Raw genomic sequence first — 22,443 nt, forward strand, 5'->3', positions numbered from 1 at the left:
TTTAGTTTACTTTATAATTCGCTGGCTTGATTTATATAAACCTATATTTAATCAAACCGTTATCATTTTCAATATAAAAAGCCGAAGAGCCAAAGAGGAATAATATTCTTTTCACCTGTATCGAGATTAGCTACAGCATAGAACATATCGGACTTATTCTTACCTCTGCTTTTTTGCCCTTCTATTTTAAATTTATATATCTTCTCATCACTTTCTACAACGAACATACCACTTTTGACTCCCTTTTTTAGCTTACAATCGCTATGATGTATCTGGTTGTAAAAAAATGTTTCCCGCAAAGCCTGATCCTCTATCTGGGACATCTTCAGCGGAAAAATTAAATTGGTATTGTGCATATATACCAAATCCGGTTTTTTAGGAAATTCCTCTCCTTCTCTGTACAACATATTTATAAGGCGTGCACTGCGCAGATACTCCATATAATTAGTAACTGTCGCCCTCGATATTTCACAATCGATACTCAACTGGCTTATATTTGGCTTGTCGGGTGCCGATTGTGCTAATAAATATAATAACTTCCTCAATTTAGGAAGATAACTCAACTCTATCTGCTTTATAGACATAACATCTACCTCTAGCATCATATTTACCGTTTTCAGCAGGTTTTCTGAAAAGTTCCTTTTCTCCAGATAAAACGGATAATAACCGTGATGCATATAAGACCAGAAATTATCGAGAGGTCTTATCCTTGTACAAATTTCCTCGGCTATCCTTTCATGATCTGTCAGAATCTCATCGAGTGTATATGCCGAAAAATCCTTTTCGAACTGAATATTGAGAAATTCCCTATAAGAGAATCCTCTCAGATTATATACATTCACAATAGGAGAAAGGCCTTCATCTTCATGAAGTTTCATAACGGTAGAACCTGTGAATACAATCTTCAATTGCGGGTAATACTCGTAACACTCTTTCAGCTCTCTTGCCCAGTCCGGATACTTGTAAACCTGATCCAACAACAAAGTTTTGCCACCACGTTCTACGAATTCACGGGCAAAACTGGTTATAGATCTGATGGTAAAATAAAACTGATTGAGATTTATGTAGAGACAGTCCCTTCTGTTTATATCGAAAAACTCTTTTGCGTATTGGAGTAAAAATGTAGTTTTCCCAACCCCTCTGGTACCTTTTATCCCTATCAACCGCTGGGACCAGTCAATCTGCTTCATCAACAATCGTGGAATAACACTGTCAAGGTGTTCTACTAAATATCTATGTGTACGAAAGAATGATTCCAACTCTGTAATCTTAATAATCTAAATTAAAATCTGACGAAGGTACTTTTTTTTTGCGTCATTGCAAAGTCTACATAGCAATTTTAATCATTTTTTATCAAAAAACAATGGAATTCAGCTAAAAAACAACTGTAACTTACAATAAGCGAGAACAAAGGTAATATTATAAAGATAATTTATCAAACATAGAAGACCTGTATAGCAAATAGCAGATTCGGAATCCTATTTGTAATACTTTTGGTAGATAGCACGATACTCTTTGGAATCTTTGATTTGCTTTATCCATGTATTGAGTGAATCCAAGAGTACAGGGGATTTTTCACTTACAGCCCACGCTTCAATATGCGTAAAACCTATTAATGTGGAATAGTCTATCTCGGGCAAAGATTGAGCTACCTTCTCCGCACTTTTCTCATCGCAGACTGCATAATCTATATCCTTAGATGCTACCAGCATAGCTAACTGTTCAGCTCCATAAGTAGGATCTTCTTTTATATAGATCGTATCCCCTATCTCATGCGATAAATTTCTTATACGCAATATGGCTGGTGAATTGAGAGGAACATACAATGTCTTTTTAGCCAGAGCGAGGTGGCTACGCAAAGGCTCTACACCTTCATTAAACTCTTGCTTCCGCTGTATCAATACCTGTCTGTTTTGCGCAACAGGTTCAGTAAAAACAAGAGTACCCCGCAATTCGGAAGTAACCGGAATATTACGTGCCATGACATCATACTTTCCCTGCTTAAGCCCTTCAATACTCTTATCGAGACTGGCTTCTAATAAGATCTCTATTCTCAAGGGAATACGCTCTTTCATCAGCTGAATCAAGTCATAATTAAACCCAGCAATAGTATCTCCGGAGACAAAGTATCCGACAGAGTTATAATCTGTAACAATATGCAATACTCCGCCCTTTTTTATCTGGGCAAAGTCCTTGGGCTGCCCATTCTTCCTGAATACAAAAAACGAAATAATTATTAGTACTATAATAAATAGGACAACAGACACAAGATTTTTTTTCTTTGCCATGGTGCAATTAATTATTGAACCGCCACGAAATGCCTAGTTTTAACATCCGGGGATTTACCGGATAACGATAGAGTGTAAATGATTCCCCATTCCCCATTCCATTTGTCAGATTATACATCATAATATAGAAACGGGTAAATTTCAAGTGTAAGTTTACATATGCCGTTGTTATCGGGAAATTACCAATCTTTTCCTCCCGTTGATTATAAAACTGCATGGTGAGCGGCTCATAACCGGGAGCATAATATTCTGTGAAGAAGTGCCCATCAACGCCCATTTGCAGCGTCAATACCTTTGCTATCTTGGTCATCAGGTAAATATTGGAATATATACTGAGCTGGGGCAGAGGGACGACATTCTCATTTCCGGACTTCTGGTATACAATCTGGTTATCCCAATGAAAGATCCCGGCTTTCAGCTCTTGATCTAACCGTAAAGAAACAACCTGAACACTACCGGATTCTTGTGCCGTTACTTTTTTTTCATTATAGTAGATATAATTCTTTATATTTTCCATTCCCCCGCTAATACGTGTTTTGGAAAAGGATAATTCCGGAAAGTTAATTTCCCCGCCTACATATACTCTGTTGGTATTACTAAAGTTGGTGTTCTCACTATCCCAGTTCCAATACTTGGAAGAAAAATTCTTTTGGAAGAAACTGGGACTTATACTTTTTATATATCCGTTCGCTTTTGCCGAAACCTGCTTACCAAAAAGATTCAGCATGGTGGTAATTTCGCCTTCAAGTTTATAATCCTTCCCATCCAGAATATTAAATTCTGCCGAGGCCTTATATCTCAGATATTTTCCTTTTTCTTTTGACAATACACCTCCTATAGTCAACGCATTTTCACTATACCTTTCATGTAGTCCGGGCAATCCTCCCGGCATTGAATATTTACGCATATCGTATTCGGCAAAAGCTGTCAGCCCGAACTTAGTCCATTTACGGAAACCTTCATTCATGGCCAAAGCAAATGTATTCTTAAATGAATAATACGACATAAAGTCATTTATATTACTCATATATTTGGGTTCCAAATCAACACTTTCTCCGTCTATATTATTATAATAATGATACAGCGTATCCATCCCTGCATAATCGGACAGAAAACGGCGTTTCTGATCTGTATAATGAGTTGTGAATATCACACTGGCCGGAGAAATATAATTTGCTTTTTTGCGCCAGGCTTTAGTCGTATCATTTACCATGTATTCCTCTTCGTCATTGCCCAGATCGTAGCGATTGGTCACATAGAGATGCTTACCCCGCATCTTATTCCATGTACTCTGCATCCTCACAGGAATGTCCAGAGAATTGCCTCTGAATTGCGTCTGTACTATTTCATCCGAATTCGGATTGGTAATATATAAAGGATTGGTGATCCCGCCATTTTCTATATTGTTGAAATTGTTATTTGACAGAAAGGCATGCATCTTATATTTATCGCCTATATAGCTGGCATAAAAATCATAATTCATCTGCTTATTGGACAGCGAAGTATAATTTCCCCGCGAATATACATAGTCGAAGTCAAAGCCAACATTAAGTTTCTTACCCATGTTCATGGAAATCTCCGTTTGCAAGCGCTGCTCAGCGCTCTGCCCTCCGCCTCCTGTCTGATAGCGGACATTGGAATACGGAACTTTTGTATTGAGATAATATTTATCCTGCGGATCTTTACGCCAATAGTGCATGGCATCGAGAAATACAAAGCGGGAGGATTCGGGGCGGTCAAAAAATATCATCGATTGCGCCGGCGAACCTACATTCCCCAGATAACCCACATTGACATCGAGGCCATCGACCAGCATACTCTGATGAAAATTAATGATGGCTGTATCCATCGGTAAAAAAATCCGCTCTCCCAGACGAGGCGAAATTTTCCATCCATATATAGGTGGAATGTCGACCTTGGCAGTATCTACCGTTGTACCCGTTACCGGAAAATTATCCGGAACCGGTGCTACCGAATCCGTTTGTTGCTTTTGAACAGTGGGAGTAGTCCGATTGGGTCTACGCCTGCTATCCTGAGCATTCAGCACGGAAAATATGGCAAAAAATAGAAATGCTGTCAGTATATATTTTTTCATCGGTGCAAACTTACACAAAAAATGAAAAATTAGAAGTTAATGTTTCTATAAAAACAGAGATTAGCGTTTATTTATTGTAAGCATCGGATAGAATTTAATGATATATTCCCTAATCATAACTTACGATTATTATTTTACTTAGCAAAGTAATAAAAAGGTCTGCGACCTTATCAAAATAACCAATAAGTCAGATTACTCCTTTGGTAGATGGAAGTTCATAGTTGAAAATATCCCGCTTCTTTGCCATCTTAACGGCACGGGCAAAAGCTTTGAATATACCTTCTATTTTGTGATGCTCGTTTGTTCCTTCCGCTTTTATATTCAGGTTCATCTTTGCCGAATCACTCAACGATTTAAAGAAATGCAGGAACATTTCGGTAGGCATATCCCCCACCCGTTCGCGCTGAAAATCGGCATCCCAAACCAACCATGCACGCCCGCCAAAATCAAGAGCCACCGAGCACAGGCAATCATCCATTGGAAGATAATATCCATACCGTTCTATACCGCGTTTATCGCCAAAAGCCTTATATAAGGCTTCACCGAGAGCAATTGCAGTATCTTCGATAGTATGATGTTCGTCAACATTAAGGTCACCCTTTACTCTTATGGTTAGATCCATACCCGAATGCTTGCCTATCTGATCGAGCATATGGTCAAAGAATCCAAGACCGGTAGTTATATCACAAATACCTTTTCCATCCAGATTCAAGGCGATATAAATATCCGTTTCTTTAGTTGTACGCTTTATTTCAGCCTTTCGCTCTCCTGCAAAAAGAAATTCGCTGACAACATCCCAGTCGGCAGTCTGCAATACACAAGTATCTTGTAATCCGGAAGGAATATCCATATTGTCACGTAAAAATATAGCTTTCGCCCCCAAGTTCTTTGCCAGCTCCACGTCGGTCAGACGGTCGCCGATTACAAATGAATGCGCCAGGTCATATTCTTCATTCATATACTTACCCAATAGCCCTGTACGGGGTTTCCGGGTAGGTGCATTATCTTCGGGAAAGCTGCGGTCGATAAGTAAATCGTCGAAAGTAATCCCTTCACCCTGCAATGTTTTCAGCATCAGATTATGTGCCGGCCAGAATGTATGCTCGGGAAACGACACGGTCCCCAACCCATCCTGATTGGTTACCATAACAAACTCGAAATCCAGATTTTTACGGATAAAGTAAAGGTTACGGATAACTTTGGGATAGAACTCCAGTTTTTCAAGGCTATCCAGTTGGTAATCTACCGGTGGCTCTATCACAATTGTTCCGTCACGATCTATAAATAATGCTCTTTTCTTCATTTCAAATATTTCTCAAAGTCTCTATCAATATCTTATTTTCCTCATCTGTACCGACAGTAATACGCAGACAGCCTGCACAGAGAGATACCGAATTACGATTGCGTACAATCACGCCCTTATCGGCCAGATGCTTATATAATCCGTTTGCATCTGTAACCCTGACCAATATAAAATTAGAATCGGTCGGATATATTTTCTCTACAAAAGGGAGTTTTATCAATTCTTCATTCAGAAAGTCACGCCCTTTCAGTAGGATTTGAATCCATTCTTTCCTCAATTCCAGTTTATCCAGTTCCCCTTTCACAAAGTTCTGTGTGAGAATATTTACATTGTACGGATACTTTACCTTATTGAATAGTTTGATAATTTCCGGTGACGCAAAAGCCATCCCCAAACGGACAGCGGCTAATCCCCATGCTTTGGAAAATGTTTGCAAAACTATCAGATTCGGATATTTTTCTAAATCATTCAGCCATGTTTTTTCAGATGCAAAATCGATATAGGCTTCATCTACGATTACAATACCGGAAAAAGAATTCAATACTTTTTCTATTTCTTTTCTGTTCAGCAAATTACCTGTCGGGTTATTTGGAGAGCAAAGGAATATCAATTTTGTATTCTCATTGGTCTTTTCCAACAGTGTACCGGCATCAAGATCAAAATTGCTGTTCAGTAATACTTTGCGATATTCCACATCGTTTACATCGGCACACACCTGATACATACCGTATGTAGGATCGATAGCCACAATATTATCTATACGGGGCTCGCAAAATATACGAATGACAAGGTCTATGGGTTCATCACTCCCATTGCCCAGGAAAATCTTCTCCGGCTGAATATCTTTTACTTTCGATATTTTTTCTTTCAATGCCCATTGCAATGGGTCGGGATAACGGTTGTACTTATCGTTTAATGGATTTTCATTTGCATCCAGAAATACGGAAGCCTCCCCTTTAAACTCGTCACGGGCCGAAGAATAGGCCTTCATATTCCATACATTCTTGCGGACTAATTGTTGCAGATTCATTATTTATTCAATTATCATTTAAAATCAATGCCCTTTGCACAAATCAAAAACTTAGCACAAAGGACATTAAAACTATTTATCTTCAATCAGCCTGCAAAAGCTGACTATTTATAGTTCTACCCTTACTCCCAGCAATTTATAAAACTCCCTTAATATAGCAGGATGTCCCGGCCATGCAGGGGAAGTTGTCAAATTACCGTCTGTAACAGCTTCCGTTGCCGGAATATCTTTATAATTACCACCGGCCAATGTTACTTCCGGGCCTACGGCTACATAACAAGTCAATGTACGTCCTTTTACCACATTGGCGGCTGTCAGTATCTGAATGCCGTGACAAATAGCAGCTACAGGCAAATTCTTTTCAAAGAAATAGCGTGTGTATTCTATCACCTTAGGGTCGAGACGAATATATTCAGGAGCACGCCCACCTGTGATATAAAGCCCGGCATAATCTTCCAGTTTCACACTGTCGAAACTCTTTGTCAGTGTAAAATTGTGGCCTCTCAATTCCACATACGTCTGGAAACCAACAAAATCGTGTATTGCTGTTGCTACCTGATCCCCGGCTTTCTTTCCCGGACATACTACATCGACATGAAAGCCAATACTGCAAAGAGCCTGATAAGGAACCATTAATTCATAATCTTCAACAAAATCGCCTGCAAGCATCAATATTCTTTTACCCATAATACAATAGATTTAGATATTCGACAATTAATAAACTAGCCTAAATATAAGGATAATTGTTAAAATTGAACAGGTTCCGATAGTAAAAAATAATTAATCAGGCCTTTTCGTATGTCGTCACCACAAATATGATCAACGGTTCATCTCCGGTATTGATGATAGAATGGTAATTATCATCACCCTGTATAGATGTCACATTTCCTTTTTTCAGGTTAAATTTCCTTGTTATTTTATCCTGGCCTTCCCGTTCTATATATTCTCCTTCACCATGTACAAGCACATACAGTTCCTGCTCTTTTTTGGTTCCATGCTCATGAAACCCCGCCTGATCACCCTTATTCAGCAGAACCATATATGTACCGATGCGGTTGTTTACCAACTCTCCTTTCTCAAAGACAGAGAGCATATATACCACACCATTCCCGCCGTACATAGGGTCACGCTTTTCTACATCGATCACACCACGCTGCGGATTACCAAAAGGAGTAAGTGTAATATCGATATATTTCGAAACTTCGTCAATTACCTGTTGTTTTTCTTTTTCCATTTTTATTTGCTTTTCCATTTCAAAGTGAGGAATACCCACCTCCGTAAATTCATCTCCTATTATTTTATAATCATATTTCCGATAAAAATCCACAGCGACCTTGCGGGCATGCAGCACGATTTTTTCAAAACCTTCCCTCTCGGCCACATATTCGGCAAAAGAGAGCATACTTGTACCCAGTCCGCTTTTTTGCACGTCTGTGTCTACAGCCATTTGTCGCATTTTGACAACCTTATCATCAATACGGGTAAGGATACAGCAAGCGACCATCTTTTGTTTTTCAGGCAAAATAAGTCCCAGAAGCATATCATCCTTGTCCATTTTTATATCTTGATCGGTAAAAATTAAGCCGAGCGGTTCCCTCAATATTCTTGTGCGGAGGGCTAGCATCTCTTGATACTCGTCTGTCTGGTATTCGATTATCTTAAAATTCATTACCGTTTTTTTGCTGCTCTTTTATAATATCTAAAATCGCATTATGATAAAAAAATGTCTCTTTAATATCGTCAGTACTATAACATACATTTTCCAAAACAATCGCACTCGTTTTTGTTTGCGGAAAATAGAAATTCATCGATACAAATCCGGGAGCATAACCTGTTTGTCCCCATTGTATTATATTATTCCCGTTGGCAACAGTGATGCCATAGCCATATTCTGTATACCCGAATATGGGATGGTCTCTTACTGCTTTCTCTTTTTTCTCTGTAATTAATGCCAATGTCTCCGGCTTCAACAACCTGTCTCCAAAAAAGTATTGATTCCATAACAATAAATCGAAAGCGGATGAAATAAAAGCTCCCGCAGCCGGATATTGCTTTAAACTCTCATCTGAGTAGATCAACGCTTTATTTTCATTTTCGTCATAACCTTTCACCAGATTCCGATATTCTTTCCTATCGGGATGGAAGGTATTATTCATTCCACAGCTTCTGAATAATTCGGCAGATAACTCATTAAATGACTTACCCGATACTTTTTCAGAAATCTTTGCCAATAAATCGTATCCTATTTGGGAATAATCATATTGGCTCCCGGCAGAAAATTTCACAGGCTGATCCAAAGCAATAATACCATGTGTATGAGAGAGTAAGTGATGAGTTGTCACTGTATCGGCCCATGCCATAGGCAAATCCGGCAAATAAGCCCGTATGGGAATATGCAAATCGATCAATCCTTTTTCATATAACTGCATTACAATTGCTGCCGTAAACTGCTTACTGACCGAACCTATAACAAATTGGTCTTCTTTCTTAAAAGGCACTTTATTATCCAAATCTGAAAACCCATACATCCGGAAGAAAACGGGTTTATCTTCTTTAGCAATCAAAATAATCCCGTTAAACGGCTTACCCGACTGATTCATTAAAGAGTCAATTGCCGCAGCGACTTTAGACGACTCGGAGTTCACACTTTTACAAGAAAGACTGAAAATTATAATTGTTATACTAACAGCTATTAATAATACTATTCTCATTCTATATGATGTCATTCTTTCAACCGTAATGTTACAGCATTTTTATGCGCATATAATTCCTCATTCTCCGCCATCACTTCTATTGCCGGACCCAGATTACGTATACCGTCTTTTGTGATTTTCTGGAAAGTGATTTTCTTGACAAAGCTATCCAGGTTTACACCGCTATAAGCTGTTGCATAACCGTTGGTAGGCAAAGTATGATTCGTCCCCGAAGCGTAATCACCTGCACTTTCAGGCGTATAATGCCCGAGAAAGACCGAACCTGCATTAATGACATCATCCGCAATATCCATATAATCGGATGTTTCTATAATCAGATGCTCCGGCGCATATTGATTCGTCATATCTATTATTTCATTGTTGTCTTTTAACAGAATAAGTTTACTATTCTGCAAAGCCTTTTCCGCTATTTCACGACGGGGTAATTCAACCAATTGCTGCTCTATTTCCTGCAACACATCTGCAATAAACCGTTCGCTCGTAGTAGTCAGTATCACCTGACTGTCAGCTCCATGTTCTGCCTGAGATAATAAATCCGCCGCTACAAATGCCGGGTTTGCCGTATCATCAGCTATTACCTGCACTTCCGAGGGTCCGGCAGGCATATCTATAGCAACATCGCGAAGGCTTACAAGTTGTTTAGCCGCCATTACATACTGGTTGCCGGGCCCGAATATCTTATATACTTTCGGCACACTTTGGGTACCATAGGCCATGGCTCCGATGGCCTGTATCCCCCCTATCTTGAATATCTTATCTACTCCGGCTTCCTGTGCGGCAAAAAGTATTGCCGGATGTATTTTACCTTCTTTATTCGGTGGAGTACAAAGTACGATTTCTTTACAGCCCGCAATCTTTGCAGGAACAGCAAGCATAAGCACTGTGGAAAACAAGGGTGCTGTCCCCCCCGGAATATATAAGCCGACCTTTTCTATAGCTACAGCTTTCTGCCAGCATGTAACTCCCTGAATAGTCTCAATTTTCTTACTTTCGAAAATCTGACTGCGATGAAAAGTTTGTATATTCCTTTTTGCCAAACGAATAGCCGCTTTCAATTCTTCAGAAACTAAAGATTCGGAAGCCTCTATTTCTTCGCGGGTTACTGTTAACGAAGAAAGTTTCACTTTATCAAACCTTTCTTCATATTCAAGAATAGCCTTATCTCCTCTCCCCCTTATATCGGCAAGCACCGCACTCACTGTATTATTCAACGAAGATGTATCAAATTGGGGGCGAACCAATATAGAAGCCCATTCCAAACGTTCCGGATATCTTATTATCTGCATTTGTCTAACCTTTGTATTCTTTTTTCAATAAACTATATACTGCAATATCAGTAAATACATTATCAACGAGCAATTCACCATCACGCTCAATCCCCTCCAGCTGAAAGCCCAGCTTTTCAGGTATCCGTCTGCTTTTGTGGTTGTTTACTGCCACTTTTATCTGTATGCGGTTTATATCCATTTCGGAAAAAGCACATTGAAGCAATTTTCTGACAGAATGTACCATAATACCTTTCCCTTGCGCATATTGAGATAGCCAGTAGCCTATTTCGATCTTTTTATTGATCGAATCAGTATCTTTAAAGCCGACTAAGCCTACAAATTGTTCCTGAAAATAAATGGTAAACTGCTTATCTGCCGTCTGTAAAACATGATTTACAAAGCTGGCGGTATCCTCTACTTCTTTTGTCGAATCTACAAAGGGCAGCCATTCGCGCATATATTCACGTTCGTTATTCAACGTATTGAAAATCTTAAAAATATCATCCACTGACAACGGATATAAAACTATATCGTCCGAAACCTGTATCATAATATCATTTTTTCGATTGGTAACACCAGTATTCCTTCTGCACCCAAGGATTTCAGCTTACTGATCACTTCCCAAAAACGCTTATCTTCCACTACTGATTGCACCGAACACCAACCTTTTGTTGCCAACGGAGTCACAGTAGGACTACGCATTCCGGGAAGAATATCAATAATTTCGCTCAATTTATCTTCGGGCGCATTCAAAAGTACATATTTTTTATCAGTTGCGGTTTGCACTGCTTCAATTCTGAATATCAATTCGTCAAGGATATCTTTCTTTTCTTGCGAAAGATTCTTTGTTGCAATCAGCAAAGCTTCAGATTGCATAATCACTTCTACTTCTTTCAACCGGTTACTGACAAGTGTACCTCCGGAGCTGACAATGTCGAAAATTGCATCCGATAATCCGATACTCGGTGAAATCTCTACCGAACCTGTAATAATATGTATATCGGAATTAATCCCTTGCTCTTTCATATATTTATTCAGGATAAAAGGATAAGAAGTTGCGATCTTTTTTCCTTCAAACCATTTTATGTCCTCATAATTTTCATCTTTGGGTATAGCCAGGGAGAGGCGGCATTTACTAAAGCCCAGCCGTTTAATAACTTCTGCGTCCTCATTTTTTTCCATGTATTCATTCTCTCCCACCACTCCTATGTCGGCAACTCCCGTTGCTACTGCCTGGGGAATATCATCGTCGCGCAAGAAAAGTATTTCTACAGGAAACCCTTTTGCCGGGACAAGCAATGTACGCTTAATATTGTTCAATTTTACACCTGCTTCCTGCAGAAGCTCCATCGTTTCCTCAAATAATCGACCTTTCGATTGTACTGCAATTCTTAATACCATAATATATATTTCAAGATTTAATAATTTCAATATTTAAAGATTGGAAGTAGACAACCAAATATCTGTAAACTGAAAAACAAAAAAAGAGCCTACCCTTATCAGGTAAGCTCTTACTATATCTTCGCTATCATCACATCAAGATACGTTACTTACCGATTGGCAGTAATATAAAATGATGATGATGTGCTTTATTGTACATAATTATAATCTTTACAAAAACAAAAGTATATATTTTTCGCAATAAAACAAACTTTATGTCAAATTATTTTTTTTGTCCTTGTCGATGCGGGTTTCCTTTTCTGCGCTCTTCGATCTTTTTTAGCATATGTTCTTTGAATTTCATATCCACCGCCCGATATTTCTCAATCTTCTGAGCAGATAATACCTCTCCAAATTTTTTGTAATATTCTATCTGAAGCTCAGCCTCCCGTTTTTCCGATTCCAAATTCAATTTGGTTATACGTTGGTAATCTTCTTCAGTTTTGTTAGATTTCTCATTCAACGCACGGGTTTCCCGGCGTGCATCCCTGTTTACTGCAAACTTTCTGGACATAAACTCCGACTCCAAAGGGATAAAAACCTTGGCTTCGGCATCTGTCAGCTCCAACTCTTTTATCAGGAAAGCTGCTTTTTCTTTCTTTATAGTTTCTATATCAAAACCGCCTCGCTTCAGACCCTGGCCTTTTATTGAGAGTGTTGTAAACACTGCAAGAATCAATAAGACCAGAATACTTCTAAACTTCATATAAACATCGTTTTTTGGTTTAATTACTATACATCACATCCCTGTATTTAGCTCTTGCCACTTCATCCTCAAGAAACAAATAATAATCTTCTTCTTCTGAAGAGGAAGCCATAGCAGAAGCTACAACAGGCTCAGGTTCGGCTGTCGTTTTTTGATTCAGTATTCCCGTTGAAAATATGACTCCACAAAATACGGCTGCCGCTGCTGTCCAAGGCAACACCTTTTTCCACAACGGGACAATCTTCCTTTTTTCTATTTCTTTTTCAGGAAGTTTACCCATTATTTCAGCATTAAAATTCTCGAAATAATTATCGGGAACCTTAAATGGACTCTTCTTTTTGTCAAAATTATCCAACATAACTACTATTCTTTAATAACTCCATCTATACTATAGACTGTAAATAGATAAAAAGGTTTAATCGTCAGTAGATAAAAAATCTTCAATTTTTTTCACTGCATGGTGATATGATGCTTTCAGGGCACCAACCGAGGTTTCCAGTATATCCGACATATCTTCATACTTCATTTCATCGAAATACTTCATGTTAAAAACGATACGTTGTTTTTCAGGAAGTGTCAATATCGCTTTCTGCAATTTAAGTTGCGCTTCGTCTCCATCAAAATATTCATCACCTTCGAGACGTGAGATAAGAAATGTATCTGCATCGTCCATCGATATATTATTTTGTGCTCGTTGTTTATTCAAAAATGTAATTGCTTCGTTTATCGCTATGCGATAGAGCCATGTCGACAGTTTGGAATCCCCTCTGAAATTCTCGATGCTGGTCCAGACTTTGATAAGGGTATTCTGAAGGACATCATTAGCATCGTCATGACTAAGTACTATTTTACGGATCTGCCAATAAAGCACCTCGCTAAACTCTTTTACAAGTTCAGAAAAGGCAACCTGCTGGGTTTTGGGGTCATGCAGCCTTTCTAGTAAGTTATTCTCTGTATCCTGTAACATTTATTTCAAAATCCTTATTTATTGACCGCTATCCTCCAGATCGGAATCATCTCCAAAATAGGCGTCTTCTTCCATTCCGCCCTGCCCGTTTTCGAACCACTCGATAAAGTTATCAACATGCGTCTTATTATTCTCCCACCATTTAAGTGATTCGGGAAAATAAGCGACACTCACATAGCGGCAATAGGTATCGAAATGTCCCGAGCCCAGAATCTCCTCATAGGTAGGCACAAAAAAATACCATAACAGACCATTCTGAGAATCATTTTGCATCTGGGCCAATGTGAAAAATATCAATTTAGACGATTCTACAAAAAATGTGTATTGTGAAATATCATCTGTGGCCCCTGTCTTTTGCTTTTGTATCAAATCATAAAGATAACGCCTATCTACGCCATCCTCGGGTGATAATTTTTCCGAACCCGGATCAATTTTTGCCGAAACTATATCAAACATCTCTCCGAATGCATCTTTCGAACGTTCTGTATTAGGCTCCAGCAACAAGAAGAAATGGAATGCATAAAAACTTTGTACCCAGCGCCCCAAATCATTTAAAGCATAGGCATAAAGCAAAAATGCACTGGAATGAGTGGCATCTATTTCAATCGCTTTCCGCAGATGCTGAACAGCCATACGATTATCTTTATTATTGAAGTAGCACAAACCCAGATTGAAATGCAGTAAATATTCATCGCCGCATTTCTCTAATGCTTCATTAAGGATTTTAAGAGCATCCCCCATTTTATCCTGATTTGCCAGTGCCGTACCTTTTACAATATATGCATCCATCAATAAAGGTTGAAAATTAGCCGTAATCACTTTTGTACTGTTGCGAATGGCTTTATCATAATCTTTAAGTTGTAAGTATGATAATGACATTTCATAAACAGCCGACATTGATGTTGGGTTCACTTTCAGTGCTTCTTCATAACAGGCAATTGCCTCTTTATAACGCCCTTTATCATGCAATGCCACACCCTGCCTTATTAATTTTTCGGAAGATGGTTGTGAATATATTGTTAAAGTTGTGAATAATAAGAATAATATAATTAAGCCGTTTCTCATGCAATATTTACTTTTTAAAAATACAAAAGTAAGAAAATACTCTATAAATACATTCTCTGTTCAGATTCTTTGACAATTTTATAGAAGGAAGGTTTAAGAAGCTGTTTGAATTATATGACTATACCAATCAGTAGTTAAAGCAATTATTGTAGGATAGAAACGTTCAATTCTTTTCAGCTTCACTTTGTTCCGCTTAAATGTTCATTTTGGCATTGCCCAAAACGAACCAAAAGGCTAGCGCTCCGCTCCTCGGCGACCCAAAACCGTTTTGATGGCTGAATCAAACAAACGGGCTATCGCCCCGTTTGATTCTACGCCGCCTGCAACGGATTGGGTACCCCGCCTGCGTCACTAATGCGCGAGGGCTGACGCACGTAGGGCTAAAGCATGAAAGACTCTGTTCTGTCGCCGCATCGCGATTCCGACCTCATCCCGCAGGCGGGGTACCCAATCCGTAAAGCGGAGGTGTAGGGCAAAATAGGATGGCTGCTATACACGACTGATAATCCGGCTAAAGATGACTCCGTATTATTTTGCCCCACCGGAGCTGCGATGTTGGGTCACCGGAGGGATGCAGCCTTGATTTTTTGTTTCGTTTTGCATCAAGGCAAAATGAAAAACAAGCCGGACGGCACGTTAGATAAAATAGAACAATTTTATTCTACAATAATTGCTTTAACTACTGATTCGCATGACTTATCTGTTTTTGTTAAAACCTGACACATCTGACAGTTTTCTTAATTTTTTCGGTTGTCATATTTTTCTTCTTTTTGTGTTCGGCCTTTCTTTTCTGTGAAGATGTAAGTACTTGCATATCCTTTTTTATATGTCCGTTTTTCGGGGGGAACTCTGTGATGGCCTCCGCGCAGGTTTCCAATATTTCTTCCGCCGGTTTTTGATCTATACTATTATCTGCTTTTTCTATTTTTTCCAGAGTTCCGGCTTCATCCTTCATTGTGCATTTTTTAGCGGCTTTCTCATCCCCCCGGGGAGGCCGGGAGGGGCTATTCTTATCCTGTCTGTCAAGCAGCATCTTTATTGTGCGAAGGTCGGGCGGGCATTCCTTCTTCGTAACTGTCTTTTGCTTGAAAACAAGTTCGCCTGTATGCCCATCGGGGACATAGATGTCTTTTTCTACCGTGGTGTAATAGCCTTCAAGTTTCTTTTTCAGCGAAGCATGCATCATCGTCATCAGTTCGGCTTCGCGGCGCGCTACCGCCTGTTCCACTTCGCTGCGGAAATCGCCTTTGGTATTCATCCAGCAATAATATGTCTCACGGCTGATGCCTGTTGCCTTACATACCTGCGACACGGTGAAAAATTCGTCTTCAAGCAGGCTTACAATCTTTTCTGTCAATTCCGTACTGTACTTTGCCATAATAAATTTTTTAATTTGAATATTAGCATATTAGCAAATGAATTCCGGGTATATCGCTTTGCGCTATTTACAAATTTGCTAATTTGCTAATCAGTTTCTTTATAGATAAACGGAATTTCTATCCATACAAAATTTTAACATTTTAGAGGTAAGGGGCAGATCGCGCTGCGGCGGCCTCCTTCTGTTGGCTACACCGAAACACTACGCTTATAATAGTCTAATTACTTCGTTATAACTCAAACAGCTTCTTAATTCCTGTCGCAGGGAAGCTCTGGTTTTCTGTTTTTGCAAACAAGATTTATTGTCTGATAACTGTACCAGGTTAAGAATACAAAAGGACAGGGGAAATAGATCCGGTTCAATCCCCTGTCTCAATAGAAATGTTATAAATCTATATATTCAACACTTAAAATATTACCGGTAACCGGAGAAAGCCATGTAGTAGCCGTAAGCTCCTCAGCATCGCAGCCCAACCCAAAATAAAATTTTCCGTTCAGGTATTCAAATGAGCGGGCAAAGGCAGGAGCTGTAAAATGAAATAGAGTAGTCCATTCCACAGGATCGGTGTCGATATTCCGTGTTGCCAGTACGATATTTTTGTAAACTTCATCGCCCGTCCGGATGGATGCCAGTACCAACAACCATTCACCTTTAATCAGTATATCCCTCGGTAATGCCTCCTCCGGCAAAGACAAACGGGATATATCGCTGTGACCGCGTGCGCACATAAGTGCCACCGGCTTGTATTGATGATCGTTATATGTATGACCTATGATATAAACAGTGCGCCCGTTAAATACTACGGCACGTTCCATACGGGTTTCCCCGCCGACATTGATGCCCGCCGTGAAAAGCGGGCGATCCTTCTGTGGTAAAAAAACGAAATCACTCATTTCCCCGGGACAGTAAATCCAGTTGAAATTCGAATACAGGGCACCTGCCAGGGGTACCAATGTATAAATCCGCGAACCGATTATAGTCTTGCCGGAATTGTTCCATGTTAGCCCGTTATCTGACGAGACCTGTATGGCGGAATTACCATTCGGCCCGATGGCTGCATAAAGTCTGTTACCATACTTGTAAATATCATATACATGTACACCATTGGGAATCGTTCGGTATTTTTTCCAGGCTCCGGACTCCAGCCGGTAAAAATTACCCAAACTCCAACTCTCCCGCGAATCATGTCCAGGGAGATAAAGTTCGTTATCGAACTCACGAATCAGGTGTATCTGTTCTTCGTCGACAGTATATTCCACGGCAAATTTCTGCGATACCGGATCGAAGGTCCACAGGTCGGCTCTTCCCGCATTGGATGCGGGAGGATTGTTGGACGAGTTTCCTCCGCCGAAATATATCTTGCCATGATAAGCATACATATCCCATACATTACGGGCATAGACGCGCTGGGTACCGTCCGCATACCTGGTCTTTAGAGGGTTGCCAAGTTCGACGACCTGACTGGTCACATCACCAAGCGAATACGGATTTATATCCGGATCTTCGCTACAGGAAATGAAGAAAAACAGTGAAATAAAAGAAAAACACAAGAAGATATTACGCTTATTCGTAATTTGATTTCGGATAGAAGAATAGTAGTTTCTCATTGGGCTGAAAATTAGGTTAAGTTAATATTCGAATATCAATATGGGCCGTAAATAATAGATATTAATCTAAGAAGCTGTTTGAGTTATATTGTCAGCTTCTAAATATATGAACCTTCGTCATTGGGCATCTGACTATAATTTTTTGGTAGATTGTTAAGTAACTACTTCCATTTTTGGATTTAGAATCCAATCTGGATATTCCGGATTAAAAATCGAATGGGCATTAGACAAATATAGATATTATTATTAAATATATTTACCCTTGTCACATAAGATTAAATTACATATTCGTGTACTTTTTTTACGTATTAAGCGCCCACCTCTTGTTTAAAATTCATCCTTAACTTTTATTCCGATATCTGTCTACGGAAAGACAAGACTACTAAGTTCTCTCCCTTCATTTATTCTTTCTCTAAATAATGCGAATCAGTAGTTGAGATTTAATGTTCTATTTTTTCTAACGCGCCTGAGGGACGAGGCCGTTATCGCGATGCGGCGACAAGACTGTGTCTTTTCAGGCTTTAGCTCCGCGTGCGTCAGCCCTTGCGCATTAGTGACGCAGGCGGGGTACCCAATCCGTTGCAGGCGGCGTAGAATCAAACGGGGCGATAGCCCGTGTGTTTGATTCAGACGGCAAAACGGTTTTGGGTCGCCGAGGAATTGAAAATCGAGGAGCGTAGGCGACTCAACAGAAGCGCTAGCCTTTTGGTTCGTTTTGGGCAATGCCAAAATGAACGTTTAAGCGCAACAAAGTGAAGCAGAAAATAATAGAACAATTTTATACTACAATAGTTACTTGAACTACTGATTGGCATTAATAATGAATACAGGCTGTTGTCACCCGGCAAAGGGAATATTACTACTCAGCTTAGCAACTCCAGAAGGTAAAGAGATATTCCAGACCGAACTAATAAAGGGAAGAATAAGTGAAGTTCCTATCTTATTTTTCTATCAATGATAAATAGAATCTCTCACACCAGCGGATTATCAAATTTCAATATGTCTTACTTTTTAAAACAAAAAGTTGCAAATATCCACACATAAAGCCCTAAAACACAAAATTATCACCAAACAACAATCGATTAAAAACAGAAAGACAAACATCAGATTTGTCGGGTTTTAGAATTAGCCGAAATAGGAATGTAATATAAAAGACGTCATTTCATAGAATATTTTTATTATTTTTGTTAGTTCAGGGAAATTAGAAATTAACTAAAAACTTCAATTATAATGAAAAGTAGCACTTTTGATATAGATATGATTCGCAGATTCTACGAATCCTACCCATCAAAGGTTGAAGAGGCTAAAAACAAACTGAAACGCCCTTTGACACTGTCCGAAAAAATCCTATACGCACATCTATCTAAAGATGAATCCATTAAGGATTTTGTACGCGCAACAGATTATGTGAACTTTTCACCGGACAGGGTTGCCATGCAGGATGCTACTGCACAAATGGCCCTGTTGCAATTGATGAATTCGGGACGCACAAAAGTAGCTGTACCATCGACAGTACACTGCGACCACCTGATACAGGCATATAAATCGGCAAAGGAAGACCTGAACACTGCCGAAGTTACAAACAAAGAGGTCTTTGACTTTCTGAGCAACGTATCCGATAAATTCGGAATCGGTTTCTGGAAACCCGGCGCAGGTATCATCCATCAGGTGGTACTCGAAAACTATGCTTTCCCCGGCGGGATGATGATCGGGACAGACTCGCATACTCCAAACGCCGGAGGACTGGGTATGGTAGCCATAGGCGTAGGAGGAGCCGATGCGGTAGATGTAATGGCGGGAATGCCCTGGGAACTGAAAATGCCGAAAATCATCGGGGTAAAACTGACCGGAAAATTGTCGGGTTGGGCTTCTCCCAAAGACGTCATACTGAAACTGGCAGGTATACTCACCGTGAAAGGTGGGACAAACGCCATTATCGAATATTTCGGTGAAGGCACCGCTTCATTATCAGCCACTGGTAAAGGTACTATTTGCAATATGGGTGCGGAAGTAGGTGCAACAACATCCATTTTCCCCTATGACAAAAAATCGTCCGAATATCTTAAAGCTACCTTCCGCAGTGACGTGGCAGAACTGGCTGATAAGATAATGGAACATCTGCAACCTGATGCGGAGATAGCAAGTAATCCGCAAAAATATTTTGACCAGATAATTGAAATAGATTTATCCACACTCGAACCATATGTAAACGGACCTTTTACACCCGATGCGGCACATCCTATTTCTCAGTTTGCCAAAGCGGTAAAAGAAAACGGTTATCCGCAAAAGATGGAAGTGGGCCTAATCGGCTCATGTACAAACTCTTCATATGAAGACATGTCGCGTGCGGCATCGATCGTCGCTGATGCCAAAAAGAAAAATATAAAAGTAAAAGCTCAATTTATAATCAATCCCGGCTCGGAACAGGTACGCTATACCGCCGAAAGGGATGGTATATTACCGGTCTTTGAAGAAGCGGGGGCAACTATTATGGCAAACGCCTGCGGCCCGTGTATCGGACAATGGAAAAGGGAGTCGGACAACCCAGAGCGTCCCAATTCAATCGTAACATCGTTTAACCGTAATTTTGCCAAACGGAACGACGGTAATCCGAATACCCATGCCTTTGTTACATCACCGGAAATTGTGGCGGCACTCAGCATTGCCGGAGATCTATGCTTCAATCCGATGACGGATACACTGGTAAATGAAAACGGGGAACATGTAAAACTACAGGAACCTCAGGGATATGAACTACCGCCAAACGGATACAAGAAAGATGATGACGGGTTTATCGCTCCGGCAGCGGACGGTTCAAAAATTGAAGTAAAAATAGCCCCCGATTCGCAACGCCTGCAAGAGCTGAAACCGTTCCCTGCTTGGGACGGAAAAGATATAACCGCCCAGCCGCTATTAATAAAAGCAAAAGGCAAATGTACTACCGACCACATTTCGATGGCCGGCCCGTGGCTACGTTTCCGCGGACATCTGGATAATATATCCGACAATATGCTGATAGGAGCTGTCAATGCATTCAATGACAAAACAAACACTGTTCTGGATGTGGAAACCGGTGAATATATCGCAGTTCCTAAACTTGCCCGGAAATTCAAAGCGGAAGAGCTTGGATCTGTCGTAGTGGCTGAAGAAAACTACGGGGAAGGCTCATCCCGTGAACACGCAGCAATGGAACCCCGGTTCCTGAATGTGAAGGCTATACTTGTAAAGTCTTTTGCCCGCATACATGAAACCAATCTCAAAAAACAAGGTATGCTTGCCCTTACCTTTATCGATAAGAATGATTATGACAAGGTACGCGAAGATGATAAAATAAGCATACGAGGGCTAACCGATTTCAGACCGGGAAAGAGCCTTACCGTCGAACTCACCCATAAAAACGGTGAAAAAGAATCGTTCGAGGTAGCCCATACCTACAACGATACGCAGATAGAATGGTTTAAGGCAGGCAGTGCCCTGAATTATATGAAACAATAATAACCGGAGTCTGCATGGTTTTCAATATACTTCTTTTTCCCGGTTTTGAAACACTCGATGTATTCGGGCCTGTGGAAATATTCGGTAAGGTTGAAGGTAGTACAATCAGATATTATTCTGAAACCGGAGGCCTTATCCGCAACACGGACAATATTGAAATAAAAACCGATCCGATAGAATCATTAACGCCGGAGGAAACAGATATACTGCTTATTCCCGGAGGAACGGGCACACGAAAGGAAATAGACAATCCGGTCTTTATAGAGAAGATAAGTACGTTAGCCGGCAGCAGTCAATATACTCTTACTGTTTGCACGGGTAGTGCATTATTAGCTAAAACCGGTTTACTGGACGGCAGAAGCGCGACATCAAACAAACGCGCTTTCGGCTGGGTGGAAAGTGCCTCATCCAAAGTAAACTGGATAAAGCAGGCACGCTGGGTAAAAGACGGCAAGTATTATACCTCATCGGGCGTCAGTGCCGGAATGGATATGGCTTTAGGCTTTATTCGCGACACGCTGGGGACAGAAGAAGCCCGGAAGATAGCTTTCAGGATAGAATACAATTGGCAGGAAGATGAAAGCACCGATAACTTTTGCAATCAGCAGATTAAATGAATATAGATATACAACCCATAATGGAATCCGATTTTGAAGAGTTGGTCTCCCTCTTTCTGGAATTTGCCACCTTTGAAAAATTACCTGAAAAGATGACTAATTCGGTCGGACAAATGCTAAAAGAAAAGAATTATTTTCACGGCTTTGTAGCCAGGGATAAGGATGGCTCCATTATCGGGTATGCGACTTACTTCTTCGCTTATTATACATGGACAGGTAAATCCCTGTACATGGATGACTTATATATCAGGCAGGCATACAGAGGAAAGGGCATAGGTACACTCCTTATCAATGAAGTGATCGCTTATGCTAAAGAAGAATGCTGTAATGGCCTGCGCTGGCAGGTTTCGGAATGGAACCATCCTGCGATAAAGTTTTATGAGGGTCTGGGTGCGACAATTAATGAAGTGGAACGAAATTGTGACTTATTATTTTAAGCCATAATTTAAACTCAAAATATAAACCATATA

20 protein-coding genes are annotated in these 22,443 nt (G+C 40.1%); 3 read left to right on the forward strand and 17 right to left on the reverse strand.

From position 1 onward, the window contains the following. Window positions 1–68: 68 nt before the first annotated feature. The 17 genes from HMPREF9455_RS05020 to HMPREF9455_RS05105 all read right to left on the reverse strand — a co-directional run bounded on the left by HMPREF9455_RS05020 (window position 69) and on the right by HMPREF9455_RS05105 (window position 17,861). Window positions 69–1,259 (reverse strand): AAA family ATPase, encoded by a 1,191-nt coding sequence (locus tag HMPREF9455_RS05020; protein ID WP_006798530.1) that lies wholly within the window; start codon window positions 1,257–1,259, stop codon window positions 69–71. A 219-nt stretch (window positions 1,260–1,478) separates the two neighbouring features. Beyond that, window positions 1,479–2,288: a transporter substrate-binding domain-containing protein gene (locus tag HMPREF9455_RS05025; RefSeq protein ID WP_006798531.1), complete on the reverse strand. Its 810-nt coding sequence runs from the start codon at window positions 2,286–2,288 to the stop codon at window positions 1,479–1,481. A gap of 7 nt (window positions 2,289–2,295) precedes the next feature. Beyond that, the gene (locus HMPREF9455_RS05030; protein ID WP_044215468.1) at window positions 2,296–4,383 is read right to left on the reverse strand and encodes a putative porin; all 2,088 of its coding nucleotides are present in this window, start codon (window positions 4,381–4,383) and stop codon (window positions 2,296–2,298) included. 187 nt (window positions 4,384–4,570) lie between these two features. Next, window positions 4,571–5,686, reverse strand: a complete 1,116-nt coding sequence (gene hisB / locus HMPREF9455_RS05035; RefSeq protein WP_006798533.1) for a bifunctional histidinol-phosphatase/imidazoleglycerol-phosphate dehydratase HisB — start codon at window positions 5,684–5,686, stop codon at window positions 4,571–4,573. A gap of 1 nt (window position 5,687) precedes the next feature. Continuing rightward, on the reverse strand, window positions 5,688–6,716 hold the full coding sequence (gene hisC / locus HMPREF9455_RS05040; RefSeq protein WP_006798534.1) for a histidinol-phosphate transaminase: 1,029 nt from the start codon (window positions 6,714–6,716) through the stop codon (window positions 5,688–5,690). Window positions 6,717–6,824: 108 nt separating this feature from the next. Then, window positions 6,825–7,403: a DJ-1/PfpI family protein gene (locus tag HMPREF9455_RS05045; RefSeq protein WP_006798535.1), complete on the reverse strand. Its 579-nt coding sequence runs from the start codon at window positions 7,401–7,403 to the stop codon at window positions 6,825–6,827. Between the two features lie 97 nt (window positions 7,404–7,500). Further along, window positions 7,501–8,385 carry a GNAT family N-acetyltransferase gene (locus HMPREF9455_RS21730; protein WP_006798536.1) on the reverse strand — a complete coding sequence of 295 codons (885 nt, stop codon included), beginning with the start codon at window positions 8,383–8,385 and terminating at the stop codon, window positions 7,501–7,503. Then, entirely contained in the window at window positions 8,375–9,427 is a 1,053-nt protein-coding gene (locus tag HMPREF9455_RS05060) for a serine hydrolase domain-containing protein (protein ID WP_157256591.1), read from the reverse strand. The genes HMPREF9455_RS21730 and HMPREF9455_RS05060 overlap by 11 nt, the downstream gene beginning before the upstream one ends. 11 nt (window positions 9,428–9,438) lie before the next feature. Next, window positions 9,439–10,716 (reverse strand): histidinol dehydrogenase, encoded by a 1,278-nt coding sequence (gene hisD / locus HMPREF9455_RS05065; RefSeq protein ID WP_006798538.1) that lies wholly within the window; start codon window positions 10,714–10,716, stop codon window positions 9,439–9,441. A 4-nt stretch (window positions 10,717–10,720) separates the two neighbouring features. Continuing rightward, a complete protein-coding gene (locus HMPREF9455_RS05070) occupies window positions 10,721–11,248 on the reverse strand; it encodes a GNAT family N-acetyltransferase (protein ID WP_006798539.1) in 528 nt (175 codons plus the stop codon). Next, window positions 11,245–12,099, reverse strand: a complete 855-nt coding sequence (hisG, locus tag HMPREF9455_RS05075) for an ATP phosphoribosyltransferase (protein WP_006798540.1) — start codon at window positions 12,097–12,099, stop codon at window positions 11,245–11,247. Before hisG ends, HMPREF9455_RS05070 begins: the two co-directional genes overlap by 4 nt. Window positions 12,100–12,361: 262 nt before the next feature. Further along, window positions 12,362–12,844, reverse strand: coding sequence for a hypothetical protein (locus HMPREF9455_RS05080; protein ID WP_006798541.1), 483 nt, complete (start codon window positions 12,842–12,844; stop codon window positions 12,362–12,364). A 19-nt stretch (window positions 12,845–12,863) separates the two neighbouring features. Beyond that, window positions 12,864–13,202 carry a hypothetical protein gene (locus HMPREF9455_RS05085; RefSeq protein ID WP_006798542.1) on the reverse strand — a complete coding sequence of 113 codons (339 nt, stop codon included), beginning with the start codon at window positions 13,200–13,202 and terminating at the stop codon, window positions 12,864–12,866. Window positions 13,203–13,259: 57 nt separating this feature from the next. Further along, window positions 13,260–13,811, reverse strand: a complete 552-nt coding sequence (locus HMPREF9455_RS05090) for an RNA polymerase sigma factor (protein ID WP_006798543.1) — start codon at window positions 13,809–13,811, stop codon at window positions 13,260–13,262. Window positions 13,812–13,829: 18 nt separating this feature from the next. After that, window positions 13,830–14,876, reverse strand: coding sequence for a tetratricopeptide repeat protein (locus tag HMPREF9455_RS05095; protein WP_006798544.1), 1,047 nt, complete (start codon window positions 14,874–14,876; stop codon window positions 13,830–13,832). A 709-nt stretch (window positions 14,877–15,585) separates the two neighbouring features. After that, entirely contained in the window at window positions 15,586–16,254 is a 669-nt protein-coding gene (locus HMPREF9455_RS20630) for a helix-turn-helix transcriptional regulator (RefSeq protein ID WP_006798545.1), read from the reverse strand. 383 nt (window positions 16,255–16,637) lie between these two features. Beyond that, on the reverse strand, window positions 16,638–17,861 hold the full coding sequence (locus HMPREF9455_RS05105; RefSeq protein ID WP_006798546.1) for a hypothetical protein: 1,224 nt from the start codon (window positions 17,859–17,861) through the stop codon (window positions 16,638–16,640). Window positions 17,862–19,091: 1,230 nt separating this feature from the next. Between HMPREF9455_RS05105 and HMPREF9455_RS05110 the strand changes: the two genes are divergently transcribed. Genes HMPREF9455_RS05110 through HMPREF9455_RS05120 form a run of 3 tightly spaced genes read left to right on the forward strand, consistent with a single transcriptional unit; the run spans window position 19,092 to window position 22,410 of the window. Next, window positions 19,092–21,356, forward strand: a complete 2,265-nt coding sequence (locus tag HMPREF9455_RS05110) for an aconitate hydratase (RefSeq protein ID WP_006798547.1) — start codon at window positions 19,092–19,094, stop codon at window positions 21,354–21,356. Between the two features lie 14 nt (window positions 21,357–21,370). After that, a complete protein-coding gene (locus tag HMPREF9455_RS05115) occupies window positions 21,371–21,973 on the forward strand; it encodes a DJ-1/PfpI family protein (protein WP_006798548.1) in 603 nt (200 codons plus the stop codon). Next, a complete protein-coding gene (locus HMPREF9455_RS05120; RefSeq protein ID WP_006798549.1) occupies window positions 21,970–22,410 on the forward strand; it encodes a GNAT family N-acetyltransferase in 441 nt (146 codons plus the stop codon). The genes HMPREF9455_RS05115 and HMPREF9455_RS05120 overlap by 4 nt, the downstream gene beginning before the upstream one ends. Window positions 22,411–22,443: the final 33 nt, after the last annotated feature.

Origin of the sequence: Dysgonomonas gadei ATCC BAA-286 (genome assembly GCF_000213555.1) — a bacterium.
Taxonomy (GTDB): Bacteria; Bacteroidota; Bacteroidia; order Bacteroidales; family Dysgonomonadaceae; genus Dysgonomonas; species Dysgonomonas gadei.

Excerpts from the sequence above, each read along its gene's own strand:
- HMPREF9455_RS05025 (WP_006798531.1), bottom strand. The coding sequence starts at position 2,288 with ATGGCAAAGAAAAAAAATCTTGTGTCTGTTGTCCTATTTATTATAGTA.
- HMPREF9455_RS05030 (WP_044215468.1), bottom strand. The coding sequence starts at position 4,383 with ATGAAAAAATATATACTGACAGCATTTCTATTTTTTGCCATATTTTCC.
- hisB (WP_006798533.1), bottom strand. The coding sequence starts at position 5,686 with ATGAAGAAAAGAGCATTATTTATAGATCGTGACGGAACAATTGTGATA.
- hisC (WP_006798534.1), bottom strand. The coding sequence starts at position 6,716 with ATGAATCTGCAACAATTAGTCCGCAAGAATGTATGGAATATGAAGGCC.
- HMPREF9455_RS05045 (WP_006798535.1), bottom strand. The coding sequence starts at position 7,403 with ATGGGTAAAAGAATATTGATGCTTGCAGGCGATTTTGTTGAAGATTAT.
- HMPREF9455_RS21730 (WP_006798536.1), bottom strand. The coding sequence starts at position 8,385 with ATGAATTTTAAGATAATCGAATACCAGACAGACGAGTATCAAGAGATG.
- HMPREF9455_RS05060 (WP_157256591.1), bottom strand. The coding sequence starts at position 9,427 with ATGAGAATAGTATTATTAATAGCTGTTAGTATAACAATTATAATTTTC.
- hisD (WP_006798538.1), bottom strand. The coding sequence starts at position 10,716 with ATGCAGATAATAAGATATCCGGAACGTTTGGAATGGGCTTCTATATTG.
- HMPREF9455_RS05070 (WP_006798539.1), bottom strand. The coding sequence starts at position 11,248 with ATGATACAGGTTTCGGACGATATAGTTTTATATCCGTTGTCAGTGGAT.
- hisG (WP_006798540.1), bottom strand. The coding sequence starts at position 12,099 with ATGGTATTAAGAATTGCAGTACAATCGAAAGGTCGATTATTTGAGGAA.
- HMPREF9455_RS05080 (WP_006798541.1), bottom strand. The coding sequence starts at position 12,844 with ATGAAGTTTAGAAGTATTCTGGTCTTATTGATTCTTGCAGTGTTTACA.
- HMPREF9455_RS05085 (WP_006798542.1), bottom strand. The coding sequence starts at position 13,202 with ATGTTGGATAATTTTGACAAAAAGAAGAGTCCATTTAAGGTTCCCGAT.
- HMPREF9455_RS05090 (WP_006798543.1), bottom strand. The coding sequence starts at position 13,811 with ATGTTACAGGATACAGAGAATAACTTACTAGAAAGGCTGCATGACCCC.
- HMPREF9455_RS05095 (WP_006798544.1), bottom strand. The coding sequence starts at position 14,876 with ATGAGAAACGGCTTAATTATATTATTCTTATTATTCACAACTTTAACA.
- HMPREF9455_RS20630 (WP_006798545.1), bottom strand. The coding sequence starts at position 16,254 with ATGGCAAAGTACAGTACGGAATTGACAGAAAAGATTGTAAGCCTGCTT.
- HMPREF9455_RS05105 (WP_006798546.1), bottom strand. The coding sequence starts at position 17,861 with ATGAGAAACTACTATTCTTCTATCCGAAATCAAATTACGAATAAGCGT.
- HMPREF9455_RS05110 (WP_006798547.1), top strand. The coding sequence starts at position 19,092 with ATGAAAAGTAGCACTTTTGATATAGATATGATTCGCAGATTCTACGAA.
- HMPREF9455_RS05115 (WP_006798548.1), top strand. The coding sequence starts at position 21,371 with ATGGTTTTCAATATACTTCTTTTTCCCGGTTTTGAAACACTCGATGTA.
- HMPREF9455_RS05120 (WP_006798549.1), top strand. The coding sequence starts at position 21,970 with ATGAATATAGATATACAACCCATAATGGAATCCGATTTTGAAGAGTTG.